A 20,096-nucleotide genomic window follows, 5' to 3' on the forward strand; every position below is an offset into this window, starting at 1 on the left:
TTGGTGAGGTTTTCGGATCAATGGTCAGGACGTAGCGGGCCGGCCATTACATCGGCTCTGGCGCCCCGATCAACCGCCCCATCGCCCCGAATACGCCCAACTCCCGGATGATCTCCAGTTCCCCTGGCGTCTCGACCATCTCGGCAATCAGCGGCAGATCAATGCTGTGGGTCGCGCGAAAGATCGCGTCGATGAACATCCGCTTGTCAGGCTGCTCGTCGATGTCGCGAATGTAGGCCCCATCGATTTTCAGGTACGCCAAGCCCAACTGGGTCAGGTTGCCAATCTGGCTGAAGCGCCCGCCAAAGTGTTGCAGGCCGATTCGATAACCGGTCTTGAGCAATGTGCTGCAAAGGTTCTGCAGCACTTCGGGGGAGGGCAACTGGCGCTCGTCGATTTCCAGGGTCAGCAGCGGCGCCAGTTCGGGAAGGGAATCAAGCAGGTCGAGGATTGTTCGCCATTGCAGCGGGTCGCGCAGGGTGCTCCCGGACAGGCTCAGTGCCAAGGGCCTGCGGTTGACCACCAGGTGGTCCAGCGTGGCTTCGAGCATCGCCAGGTCGAAGCGTGCCGACCAGCCGAGACGCTCGATCCATGGCAGGAAATGCCTGGCGGCAATCGCCTCGCCCTGTGGGTCGAGCAGGCGTGCGAGTACTTTGTGATGCAGCACCTGGTGGGTGTCGGCGCATTGCACGACGGGCTGGAAGTACAGCTGCATTTTGCCTTCGGTCAAGGCGTCGTCGATCCAGGTGCGCCAGTCGTGCTGAGAGTGATTCGGCGCCGTGTCACGATGGCTCAAATAAACCCAGGGTCGTTCGGGATGTTGCCGGGATTCCGTCACTGCCTGATCAAGGCGCAGGAGTACGGTGCTGATCGGCTCACCGGGGTGGTAGGCGACAACGCCCAGATGGGCGACCGGCATGCAATCGCTGGCGCCGGTCAGGCGCAGGTTCTCCAGGCTGACGCTGACATCGGCGGCCAGGCGCGCGGCACTTTCAGCGTCCAGACCCGGTGTCAGCAGGCTGAATTCGCCGCCACGATTGCGCGCCGCCAGCCAGGTGCGACGCTCCGGCAATTGAGTCAGGCGCTTGAGGAATTCACCTACAGCACTGATCAGCGCGTCAGTCCGTTGGCCACCCAGGCGCTGATTGAGGCCGTTCAGGTCGTTGATCCGCAACATCAGCAAATGGCCGTCGCGGCTCTGTTCGCACACACGTAAATGGTCGGCCAGTTGCTCATCGAGCAGGCGCCGGTTGGCCAGGCCGGTGAGGCTGTCCAGATAGGATTCGGCCCGCAGTTTTTCGCTGCGCGCAGCCTCCTCGACGAACAGTGCCTTGAGCTTCTCGACCATCTGGTTCATCGCCAGCACCACCCGTTTCAATTCCGGTGTGGGCGGCAGTTTCGGCAGGCTGAGAAACTCGCGTTTGCTGATGGCCTCGGCTTGTCGGACCATGCTGTCGAGTGGGCGAAATTGTCGGCGCAGCATCCATCCTCCAATCACGGCGCTGAACAGCCCGCACAACAGCAACCAGATCAGGCTGCCGAGGGTGCTGTCCCAGAGCTTGGCCAGGGCAAATTGCGGATTGCTCAGCACTTCGACCCGTGCCAGCTGTTCCCAGCCGCGCATGATCAAGGCATCGCCGCCTTCCGGGCGCAGGTCGACCAGGTTGACGAACCAGTCAGGCACACCGTCGATTTTTGTCGGTGCGCTGCGCTCCACCAGCGTTTGCTGATCCTTGAGCCTGATGACGCGGATGCTGCTGAAATAGCCGCTGTCGAAAATCGAACTGACCATCAGCTCCATCATTGCCGGGTCATCGACCTGCGCCGTCAGCGACAGCCCCAGCGCGGTGGCCGCGTCCTGGGCGTGGGCGCGCAGCTGGCTGAGCGTTTGCTCGCGGGAGCTTTCCAGGCTGGCAAAAAAACTGCCGCTGAACGCCACCAGCAGGAACAGGCAGATGGCCAGGAACAACTGTTTACGCAGTGTCATACATCGCTCCTTGCCAGGGCGGTTAGCCGTCGCCTATGTCGAACCCTTCGGCCTGCATCTTTTTCAACACGTCCTGCCAGCGCGACAGCTTTTTCGAGTCGCTGCTGCGCTGGCCACCGTTCTTGCCCGGCAGGTACAGGCCTTCGGCGTTGAAGGCGTAAACCGGCAGCAAGTCTTTACGCTGGGAAGCGGGGCGGATATCGCCGATCAAGTTGTCCAGCACCAGCGGGTCGGCTGTGGGGGTGCTGTAGAACGTCAGCACCATGTGCGCCTGGTTCCGGCTCAGGGCCTTGACGTAGGTGATGCGCAGTTTTTCGCTGGAAATGCCGAGTCGGCGCAGGCTGAAATACTTCGCCAGCGCGTAGTCCTCGCAATCGGCGGCGCCCTTGATCAGGGCTTCGACGGGCGTGGCCCAGTAATCGGTCTGTTGCCAGATACGCGTGTCGTCCTGGAAGTTCAGCTGCTGATCGAAGAAACGGTTCACCGCGTTGAGCTGCTCGCGTTCGGTCGCGCCGCGTGCACTTTGCAGCATTTGACTCCACGCCTCGATCCGATCTCGCGCCGCTCCGAGCGGGCCGTAGCGTTGTTCAACGGTTTGCAGAATCTGCGCAAAATCCCAGTCGGCCCGGACCTCGTTGAATTCGGTCAGTAGCAAACCCGCCAGCAGCAACCAGCCGCCGAGCCGAAGTCGGAGCGTTGGCCATCCTGGACTACGCAGACTGCGGGCCATGTCTGGCTGCTCGAGTGTAGGTTTGTGAAGTTTAGGTGGTGTTTTGGGCGCGGCAGGGCAGGTCGTCGGACGGGGTTAGCCACAAATGGCCAAGGGAGACTTCAGGATTTGCGCAGGGTTTTCTGCTTAAGGATGTAGATCGTCACCAGCACCGCACTGGTCAGCATGAACCCCCGTGCCCAGGGCAGCGGCACCAGGTAGCAGGAGAGCAGGATGCTCGCCCACATCAGGCTGATGGCGTAGACCTTGCTCTTGAGCGGGATGCCGTTGCCGTCGAGGTAGTCGCGGATCCAGGGGCCAAGCCGTGGATGCTCAACCAGCCATTGATAAAAGCGCGGGGAACTACGGGCGAAGCAGGCTGCCGCCAGTAACAGGAAAGGGGTGGTGGGCAATACCGGCAGGAAAATCCCGATCACCCCCAGCGCCACACTCAGCCAGCCGATGGCCAGCAGCACGTAGCGCAACATCAGGGGGCGGTTGCCTATGGGGTTGTCCATAGGCAGAACCTTAGTGGTGGCGAGGCTTGAGAATCGCCGGTTTTTCGTCTGGTGCGTTGCACAGCAGGTACAGCGCGGTCAGGGCTTCCGGGATCTGCACGATCATGTCGTCCATCAGGTTGGCGTCGGCGGCAATGTCGGAGAACTCCGGTTGCTCGTCGAACAGGCCCGAACCGACCATGATCGGCAGCAGCATTTCGCTGACTTCGTCTTCGGCGGTTTCGAACCAGGCTTCTTCGCGCAGGAACACGCCTTCCATGAAACCGATGCACCAGCCGCGCAGTTCGGAATCATCCGGGTCGTCGCCCAGGTCGAGGTCGCACGGCAGCTCGAATTCTTCGTCGGAGGCCAGTTGGCGGGCGATGTGGGCCTTGAGGCCGATCAGCGTGGCTTCGATCTCTTCGCGCTGGGCTTCGCCGCTGTAGTGCGGCTCTTCGGCGAACAGTGCATCGATCCACTCACGATCAGGAACGACTTCGGAACAGATCGACAGCGCGGTGAGGTAGCCGTGGGCGGCCACGTAGTCCAGCGCCTCGTCATGCAGTTCATCGGCGTCGAGGAAGACTTGCAGGCGGGTTAGTTGCTCAGCGAAGGACATTAAAGGACTACCTTGGGGAATGTTCGATGCGGGAATTCTAGGCCTTCTTGAGCACTTGGGCCAGCCGCACGGCATATTTGCCCGTTTGTGGCAGTTGCACACCAAACAGTTCGGTCAAGCGGTATCCCTGTGGGAGCGAGCTTGCTCGCGATGGCGGTGGTTCAGGCGAAATCAATGTTGACTGTGATGGCCTCATCGCGAGCAAGCTCGCTCCCACAGTTTTTTTGCACATCAGGTTTGCCGGTGTCTTATCAGCGGTGCCCTTTGCCGGACAGCGCTCGGGTATACTCGCGCGTTTTGTAATGCCCTGCTGGCGTTACGGCTGAAATGTGGAGCGTCATGCAATGCGCGCTTACGATTTGTCGGTGCAGCATCGCGGGTTCTGAACCAGCATTGCAGGGATGTTTCGGTGATTTTTGGAGTTTCTATGCTCGAACAGGCTCAACGCGTCCTCAAGGACATCTTCGGCTACGACAGTTTCCGTGGCCGCCAGGGTGCAATCATTGAGCGCGTGGCCAGTGGCGGCGATGCCCTGGTCCTGATGCCTACCGGTGGCGGCAAGTCCCTGTGCTTCCAGGTCCCGGCGCTGTTGCGCGAAGGCCTGGCCGTGGTGGTCTCGCCGCTGATCGCACTGATGGACGATCAGGTCGCCACCCTCGAAGAGCTGGGCGTGGCCGCCGCCGCATTGAACTCCACCCTCAGCGCCGAGCAGCAGCGCGACCTCGCCGCCCGTATCCGCCGCGGCGAGGTGAAAATGCTCTATCTGGCGCCGGAACGTCTGGTCCAGCCGCGCATGTTGTCCTTCCTGCAGGGGCTGGACATCGCCCTGTTCGCCATCGACGAAGCACACTGCGTGTCGCAATGGGGCCACGATTTCCGCCCGGAATACCTGCAACTGGGCCAATTGGCGGAAATGTTCCCCGACGTGCCGCGCATCGCCCTGACCGCCACGGCCGACAAGCGCACCCGGGAAGAAATCGTCACCCGTCTGCACCTGCAAGACGCCGAGCGCTTCCTGTCGAGCTTCGACCGGCCGAACATCTTTTATCGCATCGTGCCCAAGGAGCAGCCGCGCAAGCAGTTGCTGGCGTTCCTCGCCGAGCGCCGTAGCGATGCGGGCATCGTGTATTGCCTGTCGCGCAAGAAAGTCGAGGAAGTCGCTGCGTTCCTCAGCGAACAAGGCTTCCCGGCGCTGCCGTACCACGCTGGTCTGCCCAACGATCTGCGGGCCTACCATCAGAAACGCTTCCTCAATGAGGAAGGCCTGATCATGGTTGCGACGGTGGCGTTCGGCATGGGCATCGACAAGCCCAACGTGCGTTTTGTCGCGCACCTCGATTTGCCGAAATCTCTTGAGGCCTATTACCAGGAAACCGGTCGTGGCGGCCGTGACGGCCTGCCGGCGGATGCCTGGATGGCCTACGGCCTGCAAGACGTGGTGATGCTCAAGCAGATGCTGCAGAACTCCGAAGGCGACGAGCGCCACAAGCGCCTGGAGCAGCACAAGCTCGACGCCATGCTCTCGCTCTGTGAAGAAACCCGCTGCCGTCGGCAAACGCTGCTGGCCTACTTCGACGAAGACATGCCCGAACCCTGCGGTCATTGCGACAACTGCGTCGACGGCGTGCAGACCTGGGATGCCACCGAGCCTGCGCGTCAGGCGCTGTCGGCGATCTACCGCACCGGTCAGCGCTACGGCGTCGGGCACCTGGTGGATGTGTTGCTGGGCAAGGACAACGAAAAGGTCCGCAACTTCGGCCATCAGCATCTGTCGGTGTTTGGTGTCGGCAAGGCGAGGGCCGAAGGTGAGTGGCGCTCCCTGTTCCGCCAATTGGTGGCTCGCGGTTTGGCCGATGTTGACCATGAGGGCTATGGCGGTCTGCGCCTGAGCGACAGTTGCCGGCCGTTGCTCAAGGGCGAAGTGACCCTGGAGCTGCGCCGCGATCTCAAGGCGCAAACCGTGGCGAAAAGCAGCAAGAGCCAGGCGAGCCAACTGGTCCGTGGCGAGGAGCGCGAACAGTGGGAAGCCTTGCGCGCCCTGCGTCGCAAGCTCGCCGAAGAACATGGCGTGCCGCCGTACGTCATCTTCCCTGACTCGACCTTGCTGGAAATGCTGCGCAGTCAGCCGACCTCGCTGGCGGAAATGGCCACGGTCAGCGGTGTCGGCGCGCGCAAGCTGGAACGTTACGGCGAGGCCTTCCTCGAAGTGCTCGGCGGTCAGGTCGAGGCGCCGAAACCGGTGGCCGACGTGCGTCACGAACTGATCACGCTGGCGCGGGCCGGGATGACGCCGGTACAGATCGCCGGTCAATTGCAGTGCTCGGAAAAGAACGTCTACACCATGCTGGCCGAAGCGATCGGCAAGCAGCAGTTGTCGTTGGAACAGGCGCTGGATCTGCCTGAAGACCTGATGGGTGAAATCCAGGACGCCTTCCTCGACGGCGAAGGTGAGTTGCCTCCGGTTTCCGAGATCGCCGCGCTGTTTGCAGGCAGGGTTCCGGAAGGGGTGCTGTACTGCGTTCGGGCGGCGTTGCAGTCGGAGTTCGAGATTTGAGACATCTGTAGTGCTGATGTAACGATTCAGTACAGATCAAGCCTTGCCTCAAGTCGAGGCTCATGCTTAGCTGACTAATAATTAGTTTTTATTTATTTCAGTCTGATCATGAGTGTTTTATGCCGTTAACCGATCAACACCGCTTTGGCATGCAATTGGCCCAGATGTCCCGTGGCTGGCGTGCCGAACTGGACCGCCGACTGGCGGGCATGGGCTTGTCCCAGGCGCGCTGGCTGGTGCTGCTGCACCTGGCGCGTTTCGATGAAGCACCGACCCAGCGTGAGCTGGCACAAAGCGTCGGCGTCGAAGGCCCGACCCTGGCCCGTTTGCTCGACAGCCTGGAAAGCCAGGGCCTGGTGCAACGCCAGGCAGTGCTGGAAGACCGTCGGGCGAAGAAAATCGTGCTCTGCGCCCCGGCGCGTCCCCTGATCGAACAAATTGAAACCATTGCCACGCAACTGCGTCACGAACTGTTCGAAGGCGTCGATGAGGCGGATTTGAAGGTGTGCATGCGGGTTCACGGGCACATCCTGGGCAACCTTGAAAAGTCTTGAGGCATAACCGAACGCCAGGCTTTTGAGAGACCGCATTGGGCAGACTATAAGAACTACTCGGCAATATCGTGTTCGTAACGGATGTACGAACCCGTGCGGATGGTTTCTGTAGATCTCAAGGATGCTCATGCTCAAGTGTTGGCGATTGGTTTTACGCGGTGGTTCTCAGTGGTTGCTGGCCGGGGTCGCAGTCACTTACTCGGCATGGGCGCCGGCGCTGGGCCTGGGTGAAATCACCCTGCATTCGGCGCTGAATCAACCGCTGCGTGCCGATATCGCACTGGTGGATGCCGCCGGCCTCGAGGAAAACCAGCTGTCGGTGAGCCTGGCAACGGCGGACGAGTTCAGTCGTGCCGGGGTCGACCGGGCATTTTTCCTCAGCGACCTGAAGTTCACCCCGGTGCTGCGCGGTAATCGCAATGTGATCCAGGTGACCTCCGGCAAACCGGTCAGTGAACCCTTCCTGAATTTCCTCGTGCAGCTCAATCAGCCTAATGGGCGATTGCTGCGTGAGTACACGGTACTGATCGATCCGCCGGGTTCGTCGGGGGTTGTTCCCGCCGCCGATGAAGCGTTTTCCCGTTCCCCGGCGTCCGCATTCCCCCGTGTTCAACCGGTCGTGGCGCCATCACCTGTGACAAAGACGATGCCAGAACCGGACGTCGCCGTGGTTGATCCCGCTGTCGAACAACTGGCCGCCAGTACCCTGCAAAACCACCAGTTGCAAACCACTGTCGATGAGCTCAACGAGAAGCTTCAAGGCCAGGATGAGCTGATCACCGACCAGAAAAAACAGTTGGCCGAATTGCAAACCCAACTGGCGGAGCTCAAGAAGGTAAAGGCGCAACCCATTGCATCCGACGCCGTGGCGCCAACCCCCGCCATTGCTGAAAACCCCGGGATTGGCTGGCTGCCGATTGCCAGTGTGTCGGCGCTGATAGCATTGCTGGCGCTGGGCTGGTTTGTTCGCCGCCAGCGACAGCAGCACCAGGCCACAGCGTCAGAGGCGCTGCCGTCGCAGCATGAACCGCTGGCTGAGCTCTTTACCGAGCCTGTGATGTGGCCCCCCGTCATGCAACCATCCACTGTGCATCGCGACGGGGTGCCGGCCAACGATGAGCTTGAGCGGGTCGATAGCCGCCATTCCATTCCGGTCGCGGCTGCCGTGGCGGTAGTTCCGGGTCTGGCGATATCTGGCGAATCCGCCACTGACGATGAGTACCGGCTCAACTTGGAGGAGCTGTCCATGGCGTCGAGTTGGGACGTGATCAGGCCAATCGAGAACCCACAGCCGGCTGCTTTGGCCATGATCGAGCCTGGGTTCGAGTTGGAGGCGCAATTCGCTCCGCCGTCTCGACAGCCTCCGGTCGGGCTATCATAGCGACGTCGTCAAACTCTGGAGTCACGCCCCATCATGACCGTCAGCAAACCGGAAATCATCATCACCTATTGCACGCAATGCCAATGGCTGTTGCGTGCGGCCTGGCTGGCCCAGGAACTGCTCAGCACCTTTGGTGATGACCTGGGCAAAGTCTCCCTGGTGCCGGGCACCGGCGGGGTCTTTCATATCTACTGTGACGCCGTGCAGATCTGGGAGCGCAAGGCCGACGGTGGTTTCCCCGAGGCCAAAGTGCTCAAGCAGCGAGTTCGCGACCAGATTGACCCGGACCGCGACCTGGGGCACAACGACCGCACTCAGTGAGACGCGGCCTCGGCTGCAACAGTCTTTTTGCTTGTGCCACTTGAGAACCGGCTGGACACCACAATCGCCACAATGATCAGCGCGCCCCCCAGCAACATACGCAGGGTCGGATTTTCGTTGAACAGCAGCCAGGCGACGGTGATGCCGTAGACCGGCTCCAGGGCGAACACCACGGCGGCGGTGCGTGCCTTGATCACCGCGAGGCTGGCGACGAACAGGCTGTGGGCGACACCGGTACAGAACACTCCAAGCAGGCCGATCCACAGCCAGTCGATGGCGCGCACTTCGCTCAACTGAGGCGCCGCCACCGGCAGCAGGCACAGGGCAACCACCACGTTCTGGCACAGCGCAGCCTGTACCGGCGGGACTCGCCCGGAGCTGGCACGGTTGGTCAGTGACAGCAGGGCGAACAACAACCCGGAACCCACGGCCCACAGCAGGCCGGTGGTGGCGCCGCTGGCCAGGTCGAAATCAGGCGTGACCAGCACCAGGCCGACACTCACCAGCAGCACCAGCACGATTTCATTGGCGCGAATGCGCTCGCGGAAAATCAGCCCTTCGAGGATTACGGTAAAGGCCGGGAAACTGGCGAAACCGAGCGTCGCAATTGCTACGCCTGCGACTTTCACCGCAATGAAGAAGCTCACCCAGTGCCCGGCCAGCAACAAGCCGCTGAGCAGCAGCCGGCGCCAGTCCACCGCCTCGAGTTTCTGCCAGCGCGTCTGGCTGGCGAACCGTGCAAAAAACGCCAGCGCGAGCACAGCGAAAGCGGCACGGCCGAAAACGATGATCGCCGGTGAAGCGGCAGCCAGTTTGCCGAACACACCGGTCAGGCCGAACATCAATGCGCCGATATGCAAGGCGCCAAGGGCGGTACGGGGAGTCATTGCAATCCTTAACGACAAACGAACAGAGGCCTCATTGAAGCGCGTAATCGCCCATCAAGTCTGTCGGCAAACTCGCGTTATTTGTCGCCAGCCTCGCGCCGCAGTTTCCCGGGCGATGCCCCGAACTCGCGCAGCACCGCCGCCGCAAAGGCACTCTGGGAGCTGTAGCCGACGCGGCTGGCAATCTCGCCGATGGGCAGCGCCGAGTTGCGCAGCAAGCCCACAGCGATGTGCAGACGTCGGCTGCGGATATAGTCCATCGGCGTCTGCCCGCATTCGGACACGAACCGCGCATGCAATCGGGCACTGGAAAGGCCGACCACCCGGGCCAGGTCAGCCACCTGCAGCGGGTACGCCGCGTACTGATCGATGTGCGCGTTCAGCGCGGCATAGGGCAGGCGCCGACCGCCGACCGCGTCGGGCCTGGCGTTGTTGAGACTGGCCAGTAACAGCACCGCGCCTTGTTGAGCGATCAGCGGATCATCGACCGGACTGTTCGCCAGCCAACTGACCAATTGGCTTTGCCCGGCGTCCAGGGGCCGACGCCCGGCGTTGTCGAGCAAGCGTCGGCTGGACTCGGCGTGATCGCCCAACGACTGGGCAACCCATTGTTCGCCGGGTACATCCAGCACCAGGCAGCGGCTGCCATTGGCGCTGCCACACGCGTGATGCGCCCCGGAGGGCACCACCACGAAACTCTGCTGAACCACCTGGCTGCCACGGCCGTCGACCTCGAAATCCAGCGCGCCCGAAAGCCCGAACACCAGTTGCGCGTGTTCGTGGCTGTGGACGATCAGGTCGTGGCTGTATTGGCGAAGCGTGAGGATCGGTCTCATCGCAGGTCTCCCGGTTCAGGGCGTCAGTCTACACCGAGCGGGCCAACAAGCGCTGTCACAGGACTGACTTGACGCTGTCATGGACCATTAACCGGGCCGGGGCAGACTTGGCAAAACTTGCCAGAGGGTTGCCCATGACCAGCGCCGAGCTCGCCAAACCCACCCGTAAACAACGCGTACGGACTTTATGGATTTCCGACGTGCATTTGGGCACCCGGGATTGCCAGGCTGAACACCTGTCGCAGTTTCTCAAGAGCTACCACGCAGACAAGATCTACCTGGTCGGCGACATCATCGACGGTTGGAAACTGCGCGGCGGCATGTACTGGCCACAAGCGCACACCAACGTCATCCGTCGCCTGCTGACCATGAGCAAGCGTGGCACCGAGGTGATCTACGTCACCGGCAACCACGATGAATTCCTGCGCCGCTATTCCAAGCTGATCCTGGGCAACATCCAGTTGGTCGACGAAGCCGTGCACGTCACCGCCGACGGCCGGCACCTGCTGGTGATCCATGGCGACCAGTTCGATGTGATCACCCGTTACCATCGCTGGCTGGCGTTTCTCGGTGACTCGGCCTACGAATTCACCCTGACCCTCAACCGCTGGCTCAATCATTGGCGCGCGCGATATGGCTACGGCTACTGGTCGCTGTCGGCCTACCTCAAGCACAAGGTGAAAAGCGCGGTCAGCTTCATCAGCGACTTCGAAGAAGCCATCGCCCATGAATGTGTCAAGCGCGAGCTGCACGGTGTGGTGTGCGGGCACATTCACCATGCCGAGATTCGCAAGGTCGGCGAGGTGGACTACCTCAATTGCGGCGACTGGGTGGAATCGTGCACCGCGCTGATCGAGCACTGGGATGGCTCGATCGAGTTGTATCGCCTGGCGGATGCCCAGGCGCGTGAGGCGCAGTTGAAGGCGGCCAGGGTGGCAGAGCTGGCGTGAAAATCACTGTGCCCGTGCGGGCCTCATCGCGAGCAGGCTCGCTCCCACAGTAAATTTGTAGTGAACACAGAATCTGTGGACGCCGCAAAACCTGTGGGAGCGAGCCTGCTCGCGATGGACCGCGCAGCGGTCCCGAAATGACTCACGCCGGAGCCTGTTCTTCCATCGCCGTCTTGTAGATCGAGTTCCTGGGGTGCGCAAACAAGCGCTCCATCATCGGCTCGAAAAAGCTCAATGGCAGCGTGTCGTACGCCGGATCAAACGCCGCCGCATCGTATTTGGCGCAGAATTCGACGGTCGCCTGGTACTGCGGATGGTCCTGGAATTGCTCACGCAGATGCCGGTCCATGCCCAGGTGATGGAAGAAGTAGTAGCCCTGGAAAATCCCGTGCTTTTCCACCATCCACAAGTTATCGGCGCTGACGAACGGCTTGAGGATCGCCGCCGCGATGTCCGGGTGGTTGTAGGAACCCAGGGTGTCGCCGATATCGTGGAGCAGGGCGCAGACCACGTACTCTTCGTCGCGGCCATCGCGCCAGGCGCGGGTGGCGGTTTGCAGGGAGTGGGTCAGGCGATCCACCGGGAAGCCGCCAAAATCCCCCTCCAGCAACTTCAGGTGCGCCACAATCCGTGCAGGCAATTGTCTTGCATAGGCACTGAAGTCCGCGGCGATGATCGCCCAGTCTTCCTGCGTTCCGTCCTTCATGTGGGTGAAGCGGGCATTGGCATTCATAGGCAACTCTCTTGTGACGGATGTCAGCTAGAACGGAACGCGCCCCATGACCATGTCCCGGTACATGACAAAATCGCCGAGCAGGCTATAGAAGGGGTGTTGGAAGGTTGCCGGGCGGTTCTTCTCGAAGAAGAAATGCCCGACCCAGGCAAAGCTGTAACCTGCCAGTGGCAGGGTCCACAACAGCATCCATGCTCCGCGACCAATGGTCAGCGACAGAATCAAGATAACCAGGGTCGTGCCGATAAAGTGTAAACGGCGACAGGTGCTGTTGCTGTGCTCACTGAGGTAGTAAGGATAGAACTCAGCGAAGCTGTTGAAGCGTTTGACGTTTTCCACGACAGCGATCTCTGTGGTTATTGTTCTTGCTGCAAGTTGTTCTGCGGGTAGCTTAATTGAGTCTAGAGTGATCAATGGCATCAGCCACTGACAATAGGCGCCACTTTAGTATCCTTCGGTCAATAGCCGTAGCATGCGGCCACCAAGTAAGAAAACGCCATGAGCGAACGAACGACTTCTGCAAGCTGGGCGATGGGGATTGTCAAAGCGTTGGAGATGGACGGCCTGGATTGCCGGGCTCTGTTCAAACAGCTGGGGCTCGACTACGCGGCACTGGATGATCCGGATGCACGCTTCCCGCAAGATTCCATGACACGGCTGTGGCAGCGCGCGGTCGATCTGTCCGGCAACCCGGCCATCGGCCTGAACATGGGCAAGGTGGTGCGACCGGCGCAGTTTCATGTGACCGGTTACGCCTTGATGTCCAGCCAGACCCTGGCCGAAGGCTTTCAGCGACTGGTGCGCTATCAGCGGATCATCGCCGAAAGTGCCGACCTGAGTTTCCAGCTGCTGGAGGAAGGCTACGCGTTGATTCTGATGGTGCATGGCGACCATCTGCCGCCGACCCGACAAAGCGCCGAAGCTTCAATGGCCTGTGCCTTGGCGCTGTGCGGCTGGTTGACCGGGCGTACGTTGCAACCACGCCAAGTGTTGTTGCAAGGTGCCGAGCCGGCCAACCTGGAACCCTATAGACAAGCCTTCCATGCTCCGCTGGTGTTCAACGCGCCTTACGATGCACTGATTTTCGAACGCGCCGATATGGAAGCGCCGCTGCCGACGGCCAACGAGGCAATGGCGTTGCTGCATGACCGCTTTGCCGGTGAATACCTGGCGCGCTTTTCCGAAAGCCGCGTGACCCACAAGGCGCGGCAGGTGTTGTGCCGTCTGCTGCCCCAAGGCGAGCCCAAGCGCGACACCGTGGCGCAGACGCTGCATCTGTCCCAGCGCACCTTGCAGCGGCGCTTGCAGGAAGAGGGCACGAGTTTTCAGGCGCTGCTGGACGATACCCGGCGTGAGCTGGCCGAGCAGTATCTGGCGCAACCGAGCATGACCTTGCTGGAAATTGCCTACTTGCTGGGGTTTGCCGATCCGAGCAACTTTTTCCGTGCTTTCCGCCGCTGGTTCGATGCCACACCCGGCGAGTACCGGATGCGGCTGATGCAATCAGCTGAAGCGGTCAATGACGCCAAAATGCCGGAATACAAAGCACAAACACCGTAATGATCTCCAGCCGGCCCAGCAACATGCCGAACGAGAGAATCCACTTGGCGGCATCCGGCAGGGTGGCGAAGTTGCCCGCCGGGCCGATGGTTTCGCCGAGCCCCGGGCCGACACCGGACACGGTACTGGCTGCGCCAGTGAGGGCGGTCATCCAGTCCACGCCGAGCAGCGACAGCAGCAGTGCGATGACACAGATGGTGATTGCAAAGAAGAACGAAAAGGTCAGGATCGACCGCACGATTTCTTCGTCGAGGCGGTGACCGTTGTACTTCTGCTTGATCACCGCGCGCGGGTGAATCAGCTGGTTAAGGTTGGCCTTGAGCAGGATATAGGCCACCTGGAAGCGGAAAATCTTGATACCGCCCGCGGTCGAGCCGGAGCAACCGCCGATAAACCCCAGGTAGAAGAACAGCATCAGCGAGAAATTGCCCCAGAGGCTGTAGTCCCCCAGTGCAAAACCGGTGGTGGTCACTACCGACGTCACGTTCAGCGCCACATGCCGCAACGCCTCCAGCCAATGCAGCTGGGTAGTCCACCAATACCAGGTGCCGAGCACCAGCCAGGTCACCAGCAGCATGCCCAGCAGGCCTTGAACCTGTTCATCCTTGATCAGCGCCCGACGGTTACCACGCAACGTGGCGACATACAGGGTGAACGGCAGGGCACCGAGAATCATGATGACGATCGCGACCCAATGCACCGCAGGCTCCGGCCACTTGGCCAAAGACTGGTCGGAGGTGGAGAAACCGCCGGTGGAAATCGCCGACATCGCGTGGTTGACTGCATCGAACGGGCTCATTCCGGCCCACCAGAACGCCAGGCTGCCGACAATGGTAATGCCGACGTAGGCCGCCACGATCAGCCGCGCCACCATGTGTGAGCGGGGCATGACTTTTTCCGAGCGGTCCGACGATTCGGTCTGGAACAGCCGCATGCCACCGATGCGCAACAGCGGCAGGATCGCCACCGCCATGCCGATAAAGCCGATGCCGCCGATCCAGTGCAGCAACGAGCGCCACATCAGGATGCCGGGGGACATGGAGTCCAGGCCGGTGAGCACGGTCGCGCCAGTGGCGGTGATGCCGGACATGCTTTCGAAGAATGAATCGGTGTAGCTGATGTGCTGGGTCAGCAGGAACGGCAGCGCGGCGAAGATGCACACCACCAGCCAACTGCTGACGGTCAGCAGGTACATGTCCCGGGGGCGCAGGTGAATGTGTTCGGGGCGCCCCGGAATCACCAGCGCCAAACCGGCGACAAAGGTGATCATGCTGGCCCAGAGGAACGATGGCAGATCGCTGGTGCGCTCGAAAATGACCAGCGTGGCCATGGGCACGACCATGGAGATCGCCAGCGTGATCAGGAAGATGCCGATGATGAAACCAATGATCCGTAAGGTCGGCAACGCCATGAGGTCCGCTCGGCTGATAGTGGAAAGGGCGCCATTCTACCTGCGGGGCAGGGCATGTAAACCGGCACTGCTGCGACAGTTACAGCTAGAATAGCCGCACAAATTTTTCAGGAGGTGGCCGATGCAGGCTCTCGACGCTTTGCTCAACCGTGTTTCCGTTCCACGACTGATTGACCCTGCACCCACTGCCGAGCAGCGCGAGGTGCTGTTTGGCGCCGCCATGCGCGCCCCGGATCACGGTCACTTGCAGCCTTGGCGTTTCCTGACAGTGGAAGGCGCGGCGCGTGAGCAAATGGGCGAGTTGCTGGCCGAAGCGGCGAAATTGCAAGACAGCGAAGTCGGCGAAGCGGCCATCGACAAGGCGCGCAATGGTCCGCTGCGGGCACCGTTGGTGGTAGTGGTGATCGCTCGCGTGCAGGATCACGTCAAATATCCGAAGTCCGAGCAGTTGCTGGCGGCAGGCTGCGCGGCCCACGGGATTTTGCTCGCGGCCTATGCGCAGGGCATTGGCGCGGTGTGGCGTACCGGTGACCTGGCTTACTCGCCGCATGTGGCCAGGGGCTTGGGCCTGGCGGAGGGAGAAGAGGTGATTGCTTTCCTGTATCTGGGTACGCCGCAGAAAGAACCGCGTGTGGCCGAGAAAGTCGACCTGGCCGAATTCGTCAGCACCTGGCCCGGTAAAGCCTGACACCCCCCATCCAGTGTGGGAGCGGGCTTGCTCGCGAAAGCGGCTAACTATTCAACATCCATGTTGGCTGACAGACCGCTTTCGTCGGAACGCCGCCGGGAGCAAGCCCGCTCCCACATTGGATCAGGGCTGAACCACAGCCCCCGGTACCAACGGCAATTCCAGGCTGGCAATAAACCCGCCTTCCGGGTGATTGGCCAGCACCAGGCTGCCGCCATGTCGCTCCGCCGCGCGCCGGGCGATGGCCAAGCCCAGGCCGTGTCCGGCCGCGGTCTGCCCCGGCGCCCGATAGAACGGCTCACCGAGCTGGTTCAAATATTCGGCACTGACCCCCGGCCCGTGATCGCGCACGGTCACGACGATCCGCTCACCCTGGCGCAACGCCTGCATTTCGATCGGTAGGCCACCCACCGGATTGAAACGCTGGGCGTTGCGCAGCAGATTGTCGACGGCCCGTTCGATCATGGTCGGCCAGCCCTTCAGATTCAGTTGCGATTCGGCTTCGAGGTGGACCAGTTGCTCGGGTGAACCGAGTTGCGCATCCTTTTGCAAGCTATTGAGCAAGGCGTTCAGGTCCACCTCTTCGGCACTGGCGTTATCGGAGTCGACCCGCGCCAATACCAGGATTTCGCTGATCAGCGCTTCCAGTCGGTCGCACTCGCGGGTCAGGCGCGGCCACAGTTGTTCCCGTTCTTGCGGAGTGGCCCGTTCGGCCAGCGCCAGCGCGATACGCAGACGGGCGAGGGGCGAACGCAATTCGTGGGACACATCCCGCAGCAGTTGCCGCTGACTGCCAATCAGGCTTTGCAGGCGCGCGCCCATGCGGTTGAAGTCGTTGGCCAGGACGCCGAACTCATCGCGACGGTTGGCCAGTTTGACCAGGCTGTTCTGTTGATAGGTGGTTTGGCCAAGGTCATGCACCGCGCCACGCAGACGGCTGAGCGGGCGAGTGATGGAAAAGGTCACCAGCAGGCTGAACAGGGTCAGCACCACCAGGGCGATTCCCAGGGCACTCAGCGGCCAGAGCAGGCTCTCGCGGTGCCAGGCGTTCAGTTCCGGATGCGGGATGCGGTAGATGAACAGGTAGGTGTCACCGGTTTTTTCGCTGGTGAACTCATCGGTCAGACGCCGCCATGGTAGGCGCCGGTCATCGTTGTTCTGGCGCGCTTCAAAGGCCGCCGCACGTTTGGGAAAGGTGCCGCGCACCACCGGATCGCCGCTTTCGTTAAGCACCTGAACGTCGATGTGATACTGGCGTTTGCGTTGCTGGAGAATGTCCTGGGCGGCGTCTTCACCCTGGCTTTCGTAGGTTTGCGTCCACTCTTCGGCCAGCGTGTTGAGGCCCGGGTGGCGGCTGAGAATCCAGGCGTCCTGGTTGAGCATGTGCCCGAGCAGGATGGAAAGCCCTGCAACCAGAGCGATGGCCAGCCAGAAGCTGGCCAGGATACGCCAGAACAATGAACGCACGGAAAATCCTCGAACGATCACAAATCCATGTGGGAGCGAGCCTGCTCGCGATGGCGGTCTTTCAGTCACGTTGATGTTGAACGTGCTGACGCTATCGCGAGCAGGCTCGCTCCCACAGTGAGTTGTGTGGTGTCAGGCCCAGCGGTGAAAACCGTTGGGCCCGGGGTTAGCGCATTATTGCGCCTTTTGCGGTTGTTGCGCTTTCCAGGCCTTGAACTCGGTCCACTCGGCGCGGCGTTCAGCCTGTTTTTTCTGGATCTCGTCGAATTTCTTTTGTTGATCCGGTTTCAGCAAGGCGCGCACGTCCGCTTCAGCCTTCTTGTGGTTGGCGGCCATCTCGTCCTTCATGGCTTTCTGGTCGGCTGGCGGGAGTTTCTCCAGGTACTTATCGACCAGTTGCTTACGCTCGTGCATCTGCTCGCCCATGATCTTGCGGATCTGCTCGCGCTGTTCGCGGCTCAGGTCCAGTTCACTGTACGGGCCTTTGCCGTGCATGCCGTGCATCTGACCGCCGTGGCGCGAACCGTCCATCGACCCATCCATGGGGCCAGCGCCTTCAGGCATGGCCATGGCAACGGTCGGCAGGGCAGCAGCGAACATCAGAGCGATAAGAGTCTTGCGCATGGTGTATCTCCTTGTCTCGTTCCCGGTACGTTCCGGATGAGTACAGATTACGCAGATCAAGGTCAGCGGCGGTCAGCGGAGGGTAAAGCTTTGGTAAACATGATTTTCGGCTGACCTGACAAAGCGGCAGCTCCTACGGGGTTCAGAGGCTGTAGTAATAGCCGCGGCTGCGCAGGGCAACGATGCGCGGTCGGCCATCGGGGTGTGGGCCGATCTTCTTGCGCAGGTTGCTGACGTGCATGTCCAGGCTGCGGTCGTACAGGGTCAGCTTGCGGCCGAGGGCGATCTGCGCCAGTTCCTGTTTGTCCAGGGGTTCGCCGGGTTGCTTGAGCAAGGCTTCCAGCAGGCGGCTTTCGGAGACGGTGAGGGTGAATTCCTGTTCGTCGATGCTGACCACACCGCGCACCGGGCTGAAACACAGGTCGCCCAGTTGCATCTGGCTGGACACCGCTGCCGGGTGGCTACGGCGCAGGACTGCGCGCAGGCGGGCGGTCAGTTCCCGTGGATCGCAGGGTTTGGCCAGGTAATCGTCGGCGCCGAGCTCCAGGCCGAGGATACGGTCCAGGGGCTCGCCCCGGGCCGAGAGCATCAGCACCGGCAAATCCGGGTGGTCGCTGCGCAACTGCTTGAGCAGTTCCAGGCCGCTGCCATCGGGCAACATCACATCCAGCACTACGGCCGCCGGGGCGGTTTCGGCCAGCGCGCGGCGTGCGCTCTGGCCGTCGTGACAGGCACGTACCTGAAACCCTTCCTGGCTCAGCCAACTGCTCAGGAGCTCACACAGTTCCTGGTCATCATCAATAAGTAACAGCTCGCTCATGACTCACTCAATTTAGCCATTGTCGACGTTTTCGACTTGCTCCACTGGCGAAGATACCGCAGAGCAGAGCCAATAGCGCTACCCCGGCGCCAATGACGAACCATTGTTGCTGGTCGGTCAGCAGGCGCGGCAGCGGACTGCTGGCCTGGGCTTCCTTGAGTTGCAGCTTCAACCGCTGGTTCTCCTGGCGCAACCGGGCCAGCAGCGGGCTTTCGCGTTCGCTCTCGGCAGTTTGCAATTGCTTGTTCAGATCTTCCCGTTGCCGTTCGCTTTCTTTCAAGCGTTGCTGCAGCTCGGTGATCTGGCTGCCGGCGCTCAAGGACAGAGGCGTCGAATTGCCACCCTCGGCGTATTCTTCACCGTGGGCGGGCGCCCCGATCGACAACGTGACCAACATCAGACACAACGGACCCTTGCGCATGGCGACTCCTGGTTCCAATACGAGTATTGGGGAAGTTGTCGGCCGGCAAACGAGAATAATGAGCGATTGAGAACGCGATGAACCGATATGGTTCACCGCGTGGGGGCAGTTGAAAGAAGAAAGTTACGGAAGGACTTGCTTGAACGGCTTGACCAGCACGTTGGCGTAGACGCCTGCGGCGATGTACGGATCGGCGTCGGCCCAGGCCTGGGCAGCGCTCAGGGAGTCGAATTCGGCGACGATCAGGCTGCCGGTGAAACCCGCAGCGCCCGGATCATTGCTGTCGATCGCCGGGTGTGGGCCGGCCAATACGATGCGACCTTCGCCCTTGAGCACTTGCAGGCGCTCGAGGTGTGCAGGCCGTGCGGCCAGGCGGGCTTCCAGGGAGTTGGCGACGTCTGTGGCAATGATTGCGTAAAGCATGTCAGTCCTCGGTTTTAGGCGATGTGGTATCGGCGTCGTGCAGATGGCGGGACAGGTAGATGCCCTGGCCGACCAGGAACAGCAAAGTCATGCCCAGGCTGCCGAAGACCTTGAAGTCGACCCAGTAGCTCTGGAAGGTGAACGCAACAAACAGGTTGGCGGCACCGCAAAACAGGAAGAAGGCGATCCAGGCGATGTTCAGGCGCGTCCAGACCGGCTCCGGCAGGGTCAGCGCGTGGCCCATGATGCGCTTGATCAGCAGGCTGTCACCGACGAAGTGGCTACCGATGAACGCCAGGGCGAACAGCCAGTTGACCACCGGGGCTTTCCACTTCAGGAACGTCTCGCTGTGGAACGCCAGGGTCAGGCTGCCGAAGACCAGGCAGGCGATCAGGGTCAGCCACTGGCTCTTCTCCAGCTTGCGCTGCTTGATGAACAGTGTGCCGTAGACCGCCAGGGAACTGACGATCAGCATCGCGGTGGCGCTGTAGATACCGCCTACAGTGACCTCATGACCGGCGATGTCGACGACCCGTGGATCGATTTTGAAGACGATGAAAAACAGCAGGAGCGGGATGAAATCGATGAATTGTTTCACAGTGGCAGCCAGAAGCAGGATGTGGCGGCATAATAACAAACATATGGGCGCGCGAT

At 61.3% G+C, this 20,096-nt stretch carries 22 protein-coding genes; 7 read left to right on the plus strand and 15 right to left on the minus strand.

The annotated features are described in order from the left end of the window. Positions 1–46: 46 nt before the first annotated feature. The 4 genes from lapD to WHX55_RS07180 form a co-directional block, all read right to left on the minus strand. A complete protein-coding gene (lapD, locus tag WHX55_RS07165; RefSeq protein WP_353742305.1) occupies positions 47–1,987 on the minus strand; it encodes a cyclic di-GMP receptor LapD in 1,941 nt (646 codons plus the stop codon). A 22-nt stretch (positions 1,988–2,009) separates the two neighbouring features. Beyond that, entirely contained in the window at positions 2,010–2,717 is a 708-nt protein-coding gene (gene lapG / locus WHX55_RS07170; RefSeq protein ID WP_353742306.1) for a cysteine protease LapG, read from the minus strand. 101 nt (positions 2,718–2,818) lie between these two features. Next, positions 2,819–3,214, minus strand: a complete 396-nt coding sequence (locus WHX55_RS07175) for a YbaN family protein (protein WP_353742307.1) — start codon at positions 3,212–3,214, stop codon at positions 2,819–2,821. A gap of 10 nt (positions 3,215–3,224) precedes the next feature. Continuing rightward, positions 3,225–3,812 (minus strand): YecA family protein, encoded by a 588-nt coding sequence (locus WHX55_RS07180; protein ID WP_007975277.1) that lies wholly within the window; start codon positions 3,810–3,812, stop codon positions 3,225–3,227. Positions 3,813–4,239: 427 nt separating this feature from the next. On the opposite strand from WHX55_RS07180, the gene recQ reads away from it, so the two are divergent. The 4 genes from recQ to WHX55_RS07200 all read left to right on the plus strand — a co-directional run bounded on the left by recQ (position 4,240) and on the right by WHX55_RS07200 (position 8,622). Next, complete coding sequence (gene recQ, locus WHX55_RS07185; protein ID WP_150757641.1) at positions 4,240–6,366, plus strand: DNA helicase RecQ; 2,127 nt, start codon at positions 4,240–4,242, stop codon at positions 6,364–6,366. 119 nt (positions 6,367–6,485) lie between these two features. After that, complete coding sequence (locus WHX55_RS07190; protein WP_150724407.1) at positions 6,486–6,920, plus strand: MarR family transcriptional regulator; 435 nt, start codon at positions 6,486–6,488, stop codon at positions 6,918–6,920. Between the two features lie 127 nt (positions 6,921–7,047). Then, the gene (locus tag WHX55_RS07195; protein ID WP_353742308.1) at positions 7,048–8,301 is read left to right on the plus strand and encodes a hypothetical protein; all 1,254 of its coding nucleotides are present in this window, start codon (positions 7,048–7,050) and stop codon (positions 8,299–8,301) included. Positions 8,302–8,334: 33 nt separating this feature from the next. Next, positions 8,335–8,622: a SelT/SelW/SelH family protein gene (locus WHX55_RS07200; protein WP_056721456.1), complete on the plus strand. Its 288-nt coding sequence runs from the start codon at positions 8,335–8,337 to the stop codon at positions 8,620–8,622. Here WHX55_RS07200 and WHX55_RS07205 read toward each other — a convergent pair. Together WHX55_RS07205 and WHX55_RS07210 are read right to left on the minus strand one after the other, a co-directional pair. Next, positions 8,616–9,509 carry a DMT family transporter gene (locus WHX55_RS07205; RefSeq protein WP_353742309.1) on the minus strand — a complete coding sequence of 298 codons (894 nt, stop codon included), beginning with the start codon at positions 9,507–9,509 and terminating at the stop codon, positions 8,616–8,618. The two genes, WHX55_RS07200 and WHX55_RS07205, sit on opposite strands and share 7 nt — an antisense overlap. Before the next feature lie 77 nt (positions 9,510–9,586). Further along, the gene (locus WHX55_RS07210) at positions 9,587–10,345 is read right to left on the minus strand and encodes a helix-turn-helix domain-containing protein (RefSeq protein WP_150724410.1); all 759 of its coding nucleotides are present in this window, start codon (positions 10,343–10,345) and stop codon (positions 9,587–9,589) included. Positions 10,346–10,479: 134 nt separating this feature from the next. Here WHX55_RS07210 and WHX55_RS07215 point away from each other — a divergent pair, with 134 nt between their 5' ends. After that, positions 10,480–11,295 (plus strand): UDP-2,3-diacylglucosamine diphosphatase, encoded by an 816-nt coding sequence (locus WHX55_RS07215; protein ID WP_223441250.1) that lies wholly within the window; start codon positions 10,480–10,482, stop codon positions 11,293–11,295. Positions 11,296–11,437: 142 nt separating this feature from the next. On the opposite strand, the gene WHX55_RS07220 is transcribed toward WHX55_RS07215, so the two are convergent. Both WHX55_RS07220 and WHX55_RS07225 read right to left on the minus strand, forming a co-directional pair. Then, on the minus strand, positions 11,438–12,028 hold the full coding sequence (locus tag WHX55_RS07220) for an HD domain-containing protein (protein ID WP_353742310.1): 591 nt from the start codon (positions 12,026–12,028) through the stop codon (positions 11,438–11,440). Positions 12,029–12,055: 27 nt separating this feature from the next. Beyond that, positions 12,056–12,367 (minus strand): DUF962 domain-containing protein, encoded by a 312-nt coding sequence (locus WHX55_RS07225; RefSeq protein ID WP_150724413.1) that lies wholly within the window; start codon positions 12,365–12,367, stop codon positions 12,056–12,058. A 159-nt stretch (positions 12,368–12,526) separates the two neighbouring features. Between WHX55_RS07225 and WHX55_RS07230 the strand changes: the two genes are divergently transcribed. Further along, complete coding sequence (locus WHX55_RS07230) at positions 12,527–13,588, plus strand: AraC family transcriptional regulator (RefSeq protein WP_353742311.1); 1,062 nt, start codon at positions 12,527–12,529, stop codon at positions 13,586–13,588. Here WHX55_RS07230 and WHX55_RS07235 read toward each other — a convergent pair. Then, positions 13,545–14,999 carry a TrkH family potassium uptake protein gene (locus WHX55_RS07235; RefSeq protein ID WP_150724415.1) on the minus strand — a complete coding sequence of 485 codons (1,455 nt, stop codon included), beginning with the start codon at positions 14,997–14,999 and terminating at the stop codon, positions 13,545–13,547. The genes WHX55_RS07230 and WHX55_RS07235 overlap by 44 nt on opposite strands. A 121-nt stretch (positions 15,000–15,120) precedes the next feature. Here WHX55_RS07235 and WHX55_RS07240 point away from each other — a divergent pair, with 121 nt between their 5' ends. Then, positions 15,121–15,687, plus strand: coding sequence for an NAD(P)H nitroreductase (locus WHX55_RS07240; RefSeq protein ID WP_150757647.1), 567 nt, complete (start codon positions 15,121–15,123; stop codon positions 15,685–15,687). Positions 15,688–15,810: 123 nt separating this feature from the next. Here the strand turns inward: WHX55_RS07240 and WHX55_RS07245 are convergent, their stop codons facing one another. The 6 genes from WHX55_RS07245 to WHX55_RS07270 all read right to left on the minus strand — a co-directional run bounded on the left by WHX55_RS07245 (position 15,811) and on the right by WHX55_RS07270 (position 20,040). Further along, positions 15,811–17,154 carry a HAMP domain-containing sensor histidine kinase gene (locus WHX55_RS07245; protein ID WP_150756679.1) on the minus strand — a complete coding sequence of 448 codons (1,344 nt, stop codon included), beginning with the start codon at positions 17,152–17,154 and terminating at the stop codon, positions 15,811–15,813. A 174-nt stretch (positions 17,155–17,328) separates the two neighbouring features. Beyond that, positions 17,329–17,778: an LTXXQ domain protein gene (locus tag WHX55_RS07250; RefSeq protein WP_353742312.1), complete on the minus strand. Its 450-nt coding sequence runs from the start codon at positions 17,776–17,778 to the stop codon at positions 17,329–17,331. 142 nt (positions 17,779–17,920) lie between these two features. After that, positions 17,921–18,598 carry a response regulator transcription factor gene (locus tag WHX55_RS07255; RefSeq protein WP_150724419.1) on the minus strand — a complete coding sequence of 226 codons (678 nt, stop codon included), beginning with the start codon at positions 18,596–18,598 and terminating at the stop codon, positions 17,921–17,923. 7 nt (positions 18,599–18,605) lie between these two features. Continuing rightward, positions 18,606–19,019, minus strand: a complete 414-nt coding sequence (locus WHX55_RS07260) for a translation initiation factor 2 (RefSeq protein ID WP_150724420.1) — start codon at positions 19,017–19,019, stop codon at positions 18,606–18,608. Positions 19,020–19,142: 123 nt separating this feature from the next. Continuing rightward, positions 19,143–19,442 carry a YciI family protein gene (locus WHX55_RS07265; RefSeq protein ID WP_057715934.1) on the minus strand — a complete coding sequence of 100 codons (300 nt, stop codon included), beginning with the start codon at positions 19,440–19,442 and terminating at the stop codon, positions 19,143–19,145. 1 nt (position 19,443) lies between these two features. Next, on the minus strand, positions 19,444–20,040 hold the full coding sequence (locus tag WHX55_RS07270) for a septation protein A (RefSeq protein ID WP_150724421.1): 597 nt from the start codon (positions 20,038–20,040) through the stop codon (positions 19,444–19,446). Positions 20,041–20,096: the final 56 nt, after the last annotated feature.

The organism is Pseudomonas fluorescens (assembly GCF_040448305.1).
GTDB classification, from domain to species: Bacteria; Pseudomonadota; Gammaproteobacteria; order Pseudomonadales; family Pseudomonadaceae; genus Aquipseudomonas; species Aquipseudomonas fluorescens_BH.